The sequence below is a fragment of the Mesorhizobium sp. M4A.F.Ca.ET.090.04.2.1 genome, assembly GCF_003999085.1.
In the GTDB taxonomy this organism is placed as follows: Bacteria; Pseudomonadota; Alphaproteobacteria; order Rhizobiales; family Rhizobiaceae; genus Mesorhizobium.
Map to the genome: position 1 here is coordinate 24,652 of NZ_RZOT01000007.1, position 6,735 is coordinate 31,386.

The following is a 6,735-nucleotide window of genomic DNA, read 5'->3' on the forward strand; positions in this document are numbered from 1 at the left end:
ACCCGCTGTTGGTAACGTAAGGGAAGGGGGCGTCGGTTGAGCGCGGCTGGTGAGATAAAAGGGATTAACCCTCCAGATATTCGATTGCGAAAAGGCCAAACGCCACTTGTATGCTTGACGGCCTACACCACGCCGGTCGCGAGGCTACTCGATCGCCACTGCGACATCGTTCTTGTCGGCGACAGCGTCGGCATGGTGGGCACGGCCTGTCGTCGACGCTGGGCGTCACGCTCGACATGATGATCATGCACGGACAGGCCGTTCGCCGCGGCCTTGAACACGCGCTGATGGTCGTCGACCTGCCCTTCGGTTCCTACGAGGAAAGCCCAGAGCACGCTTTCGGCAACGCTGCGCGCGTGATGGGTGAGACCGGTTGTTCAGCGGTGAAGCTCGAGGGCGGCGAGACCATCGCGGAAACCATCCGCTTCCTTACCGCGCGCGGCGTACCTGTCATGGCCCATGTGGGGCTGACGCCGCAGGCGGTAAACACGTTCGGAGGCTATCGTGTGCAGGGCCGGGGAGCCGATGCAGAGCGGATCAGGCGCGACGCCAGGGCGGTAACCGAGGCGGGCGCCTTCTCCTTGGTGCTCGAAAAGATACCGGAGCAGCTTGCACGGCAGATAACCGCCGATATCGACATACCCACCATCGGCATCGGTGCCTCGCCAGCTTGCGACGGCCAGATTCTGGTGAGCGACGATATGCTCGGGCTCTTCACCTCATTTCGGCCGAAGTTCGTCAAACGCTATGCCGAGCTCGGTGAGCAGGCTGAGGCGGCAATCGCCGCTTACGCCACCGATGTGCGGAACCGGCACTTTCCGGCGGTCGAACATCTCTATGTCAACGCCTTGAAGGCCGGAGACTTCACATGAGCGTGCCGATCGCTCGAACTGTGAGCGAGCTGCGCGCCGTCGTTGCGCAATGGCGTCGCTCGGGTGCCACGATCGGTATTGTGCCGACCATGGGAGCCTTGCACGACGGGCATCTGAGCCTTGTGCGGAAGGCGCTTGAAAGGGCCGAGCGGGTGATCGTGACGCTGTTCGTAAACCCCAAGCAGTTCAACAGCCCCGCCGACCTGATTGCCTATCCTCGGACGGAAAGCGAAGATGCTGCCAAGCTCGCGCCGCTGGGCACGCATCTGCTCTATGTGCCGGACGCAGAGGAAATGTACCCGGCGGGCTTCGCCACGGTCGTTTCAGTGTCCGGCATCAGCGAATGCCTGTGCGGCGCATTCCGGCCCGGCCATTTCAATGGCGTGGCGACGGTCGTGGCCAAGCTCTTCCTGCAGGCCGGCGCTGACTTCGCCTTTTTTGGCGAAAAGGATTTTCAGCAACTTCAGCTTGTCAGGCGCTTGGTCCGGGACCTCGACATTCCGATCACTATTGTGCCCTGTCCGACAGTCCGCGAAGCCGATGGTCTTGCGCTATCGTCGCGTAACGTGCGGCTCTCCCCAGCCCAACGCGCCATTGCCCCAAAACTAGCATCGGTCCTGCTCGATACGGCCGAGCGGCTTGCACGCGGCTCTCCCATCCTGCCTACGCTTGATGAAGCGCGTGCAACAATTCTGGCTGCCGGCTATCGCGAGCTCGAATACCTGGAGCTTCGCGGAGAAACAGACCTGCAATCGTTAGCAAGCCTTGACCGACCGGCACGCTTGCTTGCTGCGGCTTGGCTTGGCGACACGCGGCTCATCGATAACGTCGCAATATCACCCATCGGTAGTTGGTCAGGTGCGCGGAGCTCTCTCCAATCGGAAGCAGCACAGCAATTGCGGTGATGACGGCGGCGCGTCGTACGCCCTGCAGGGACAGGCCATCATTTAGAACCACGTCTCCGCCCGGCTTCCAGCAACCTCCGCGAGGTAGGCAAAGCGCAGATGCATCGCGTATTTGAAACCTTGGTCGAGCAACTCTCTGCAAGCGTCGATGCCGTCGATCTCCATGAGGCAATGGCGTCCGCCGCAGCCGGGTTCGACTTTCCGTTCTTCGCTTATTTCACCTACCCATCCGCTTCCGGCGACACGCCGCGATTGATCTCGAATTATCCATCATCATGGACATCACATTACCTGCAACTGCGCTACCACAGCGTGGATCCCGTGATCCTGCGGGGACTGCGAGGCTGGGATACCTTCGACTGGGGTGTGGACCGCGATCACCGTTATTTGCCGACCTCGCAGCAGGAAGTCCTGGAAAAAGCAGCTGAGTTCGGCATTCGCGGCGGACTGACCATGTCGATGCATGATCATCGCGGCCGGTTCGCCGCACTGACCTTCGCCTCCAACGAGGCGCATCCGCCACTTTTGAGGTCGCTGACGCGCTACGAAAAAGCAATGCAGTTGGTTGCGATCAACGTTCATATCCATGCCCGGCGCAGGCTCGCCGAAGATTGCGTGGTAGATGGCATAACGCTCACCCCGCGGGAGTTCGAGTGCCTGAAATGGGCGGCGTGCGGCAAGTCGGCCTGGGATATCAGCCAGATTCTCGGTGTCTCGAAACGCACCGTGACCTTCCATCAGGAAAACGCCAAGGCGAAGCTTGGCGTGCGAACCATCAACCAGGCCATAGTGCGGATGGCTGCTCGGGCGAGATCCTGATCCTCTCCAAGGCTAGCTGTAAAGGTCTACAGGCTGCATTCATGACGGCTTTGCCCTTCGATTGCGTGGACACATCCCGCACGGAGACGACAATGATGCAGCTGATAACACCCGACTGCTACGCCGAGTTCGCGAGCGAACTCAGGGAAATGCACGGGCTTAGGTATCGGGTTTTCAAGAAGCGGCTCGATTGGGAAGTGCAGACCGAAGGCGAAATGGAAACGGACCCGTTTGACAGCCTGAACCCCGTCTACCTACTTCTCAAGGGGTCCGATTGGCGAACTTGCGGCTGCGTCCGCCTTTTGCCGACCACCGGACCGACTATGTTGCGCGATACGTTTCCGGCGCTGCTGGATGAGATGGTGGTCCCTGCGAGTGCCGATATCTGGGAGAGTAGTCGTTTCGCGCTCGATCTCCCTGCGACAGCGCCGAAGGCTGCTGGCGGCCTGGCACAAGCAACCTACGAGCTCTTCGCGGGCATCATCGAATTCGGCTTGGCCAACAATCTCTCCGGGATCGTAACGGTGACAGATACGCGCATCGAAAGGATCCTTCGTCTCGCGACCTGGCCGTTGTCACGTATCGGACAGCCCCAGCAGGTCGGCAACACCGAGGCAGTCGCCGGCTTCCTCGAGATTTCCTACGCCAGTCTCTTGCGCATCCGCTGGAGGGGACGCCTGAACGGGCCGGTGTTGTGGCAACCAGTTCTCGTCCAATCGGCATAGCGCCTGCGGATGGTCAGCCGTGACCTGGGTTAAGTCTGCTCACGGCCGCCACCGCCCGCCGTCAAGCTGAGCGGACCCGGCCCCACGAGCATTCGACTGTTCCGGTCGATCGACTCGCGCGGCCGGACTTCGGATTTCCGTAGGCGCAACCCGCAGTCCAGCGTGAGCACGCCAAAGTGGCGCCCGTCCGCTTGGAAAGAAGCCAATGTGGCTTCTGAGATCGCCTTGGAATATTGGACCGGCCGCCGTGAGCGATCCCAACCTCAAACCTTTGCCGGTATGCCGGTTTGGCCGGACCGTCGGCCAGTCGGAGCAGTCCCCCGATAAGGACCCGAGCTGACGCGCGATCCAACAGCGCCCAAGCCTATGCTATGTGCATTACCGTTCGGTTGGCCATATCGTCCAAGACCGCATGAAGAAGCCTTCCAACCTCCTGCGCAGCGAACTCTGGCGCAATTCCTACATCGGACAATTGAATGAGCATTTTCTTGGCAGCACAGCGCCAGAACGCACTCGCCGCCTCGCCGTTCTTGGTCTCGAGGGCCTGGGCGATACTTTCGACCAATGTGCGTCGCCGATGCAGCGGAAATACGCAAATGTTTGAGTCATGCATCAATCACCTCACAGTTTCAGTTCCACAAAGAAAACACCGGCGTCTTCAAAAGCGCCGCTTAGCGCGGTGACGGTTCGCGGCGACATGACGAGTTCCACTTCCCCTCGACAAGCCATTGGGCGATGAGCCGCCGGACCGCACATCCGGACCGCACATAAGGTGAACCACCATTGCTGATCCGGCTGCGTTTCCTGTGCCGTTCCGCGACGAGGCGTTCCAGCCCGAATTGACGTCCAATGACTTGATTTCTGAAAGGGCAGGGCGGCACGAATCACCCGACTGTTCCGCCGCTTACATTCCTGCGAGCTTGTGTATGAATGATTAAAGCGTGCCCGAGCCGTTCTTGGTGGCCGCAGAAGGGAATCATGTCATCCGCGCCTATCGTAAGGCCGCGCGACTTCTAGCATGGCTGCACTGCCCCGACAGGGCTTTGCAATCGCGCGTTTCGAAGCCTATGCTTGGCATCGGCCGTCAGTTACTTCGGATGCAGCCGACAGTAAGAGGTACGCGCTCTTGCCCGCATGAGAGAGAGCCTTGCCCGAATCCCTTTTTCGCAACCGGGTGCTGAAATCCCTTTCGCCGGAGGACTTCGCGCTGTTGCGACCATCGCTGCATCGCGTCGAACTGGACATCAAGGCTCAGTTGGAGATCGCGCATCAGCCGATCAGGAATGGATATTTTCCCGAGAGGGGCATCGCCTCGGTGGTCGCCACCATGACCGGCGGACGGCAATGTGAAGTCGGCATTATCGGATATGACGGGATGACAGGAATTGCCCTCATTCTCGGACAGGACAGCTCTTCCAACGAGACCTATATCCAGGTCGCAGGCAATGGCTGGCGCCTGCCGGTTGAAATCATTCGTCCTGCGGTTGCGGAAAGCCCGTCGCTGCGCACGTCAGTGCTGGACTATGCCCACGCGTTCCTTGTCCAGTCGTCCCGGACGGCACTGGTCAATGGCCACTCCAAAATCGAGGAACGGCTGGCCCGCTGGTTGCTGATGATCCATGACCGCTCTGACGGAGACAAGATCTACCTGACGCATGAATTTCTGGCGACCATGCTCGGCGCCCGCCGTCCCGGGGTCACCACGGCCCTGCAAATGCTTGAATATCGAGGACTTGTCCGTGCCAAGCGCGGCGAGGTCACGATTATCGACCGCGTCGGATTGATGGAACTCACGCATGGCGCTTACGGCGAGGAGGAGCAACGTTATTTCGGCCTGGCCACCGCTGCCTGATTGTCCGGTATCGGACATAGGCTTGAAGGCTGCCGAACTCCCGTCCTAGATCGTGTCAGTCAGAGTTTCAGGGAGGCGGGTGAAAAAGCCGCCGAAGCCTATGTTCTGTCCAGAGGCAAGGCCCGGTTCCTCTCCACCGCCCAGGCGATCCGCGCCATTCGAACGCTTATGCCGGCGTGCAAAGCGACCGATCGCGAGTTGAGGAATTGGTGGCGGCGACGTCCATCGTTCACGGTGTGCCCGTCGCCTTCGACGCAAAAACAGCCGAGGGAGTAGAACCACGGCTGCATTCCTAGGAGGGCATGCCGCGCCGTCCAGACTGTCAGATCGGGCATTCGTCAGATGGTTGTCCGCTAACTTAACTGGCAGAGTCTACAGGACGTGTCCAGCATTGCGAACTCACCGATCGCTTGGCGGCCAAAGCTGCCGGCAAGCGATCGCCTCATCCAGCCGTCTGCACCATCTCATCACAGACATCATCGGTGATGCTACCTGCCCAGCATATGTCCAGCATTTCGCAGGGCGGCCAGAAGGAGCCTCGCATAGCCTGTGACATCGATCTGGGCCTGCATGGACAGGGGCATGCTGGTCCAGTTCTCCAATGGTGCAATGAAAGGTGAGAAGGTGCCATTGACAAGGCAACAGCAGCTAACAAGGCCCTCTCGGTCCAATGCCACCACACCGATCTTGTCGCCTGGATATCCAATGGCTGCGACTCGCTGGACCTCCAGGTCACCGTCAACCCGCACGTCGAAAAGAAGGCTACCACGGCTCCTCGTGGCTATCTCAGCCGCCTTCTCATCAAAGCTTGAAGAGAGCAAGCGGACGCTTTCCACCGCCATCTGGAAAATCACCAAATCCAGTTCATTCACGGCCATATGGGCAATTGCGCGCAATGGGTGGTGATTGCAATGACACACACTGCTTGTTCACAGATGTCGGTCACGAACGATCATTCGTCGGGTTCCGGTTCCGACCAACGGTGTGGCCACCTGATCGTGCTGCGGTTCGAACATTCCTAACGCGAGCCGAGCGCTGTTGATGAGGATGGAGTCTAGGTCTCGGGCCCTGCCTCGCGGCTTGCTCATCCTTGGCAGACCCCTTGCAACGCCGCCGCGATGGCGCAAACGCCAGATGACGCTGATCCATCGCTTAATCGTGAACTGAGCTTCTGAACACCCTTGGTGGGACAGCAGGGTGGAAGGGCTTGACCAACGCTGCCGCCGTTTTCGAAGAGGGCCCGTCCTCGATTGAATCTTTGGAGCCCCGTGCGGCGCGCAGGAAAATGTTGACCATCTGGACGCAGGTCCCAGACCCCAAGGCAAACAGGGAACCTTCCAGCCAGCCAAGCTGCGCCGAAGCAAAGAGCGACCTTTGGAATTCCCAAGAACGGACCCTTCCATAGTTGACTGGCAACCGCAGCGCGAGTGCGGGAGAGCGAACAAGCACTGCGTGAGAGGTCCTGCGCGTTTTCCCCTCTTTGCTATTTGGCACATCGCTTGCGCCGAAGTGGGCGCAGCGTTCGACCGGAGCACTGCATGGGAGAAGGAGGAGCCCCACCC

General features: G+C 59.9%; 6 protein-coding genes and 1 pseudogene. 5 read left to right on the forward strand and 2 right to left on the reverse strand.

Translation table 11 applies throughout. The annotated features are described in order from the left end of the window. The first annotated feature begins 36 nt into the window (after nucleotides 1–36). The 4 genes and pseudogenes from panB to EN781_RS01485 all read left to right on the forward strand — a co-directional run bounded on the left by panB (nucleotide 37) and on the right by EN781_RS01485 (nucleotide 3,321). Nucleotides 37–872, forward strand: a pseudogene (gene panB, locus EN781_RS01470) (3-methyl-2-oxobutanoate hydroxymethyltransferase). Continuing rightward, a complete protein-coding gene (panC, locus tag EN781_RS01475) occupies nucleotides 869–1,777 on the forward strand; it encodes a pantoate--beta-alanine ligase (protein ID WP_091595811.1) in 909 nt (302 codons plus the stop codon). Before panB ends, panC begins: the two are co-directional and overlap by 4 nt. A gap of 99 nt (nucleotides 1,778–1,876) precedes the next feature. Further along, nucleotides 1,877–2,596 (forward strand): LuxR family transcriptional regulator, encoded by a 720-nt coding sequence (locus EN781_RS01480; RefSeq protein WP_029354898.1) that lies wholly within the window; start codon nucleotides 1,877–1,879, stop codon nucleotides 2,594–2,596. A gap of 92 nt (nucleotides 2,597–2,688) precedes the next feature. After that, a complete protein-coding gene (locus EN781_RS01485) occupies nucleotides 2,689–3,321 on the forward strand; it encodes an acyl-homoserine-lactone synthase (protein WP_029354900.1) in 633 nt (210 codons plus the stop codon). A gap of 364 nt (nucleotides 3,322–3,685) precedes the next feature. Here EN781_RS01485 and EN781_RS35010 read toward each other — a convergent pair whose 3' ends face one another. Then, complete coding sequence (locus EN781_RS35010; RefSeq protein WP_029354901.1) at nucleotides 3,686–3,934, reverse strand: DUF6074 family protein; 249 nt, start codon at nucleotides 3,932–3,934, stop codon at nucleotides 3,686–3,688. Nucleotides 3,935–4,468: 534 nt separating this feature from the next. Here EN781_RS35010 and EN781_RS01495 point away from each other — a divergent pair. Continuing rightward, entirely contained in the window at nucleotides 4,469–5,173 is a 705-nt protein-coding gene (locus EN781_RS01495; RefSeq protein ID WP_029354903.1) for a Crp/Fnr family transcriptional regulator, read from the forward strand. A 488-nt stretch (nucleotides 5,174–5,661) separates the two neighbouring features. Here EN781_RS01495 and EN781_RS01505 read toward each other — a convergent pair whose 3' ends face one another. Continuing rightward, nucleotides 5,662–6,051: a hypothetical protein gene (locus EN781_RS01505; protein WP_029354905.1), complete on the reverse strand. Its 390-nt coding sequence runs from the start codon at nucleotides 6,049–6,051 to the stop codon at nucleotides 5,662–5,664. Nucleotides 6,052–6,735 lie beyond the last annotated feature (684 nt).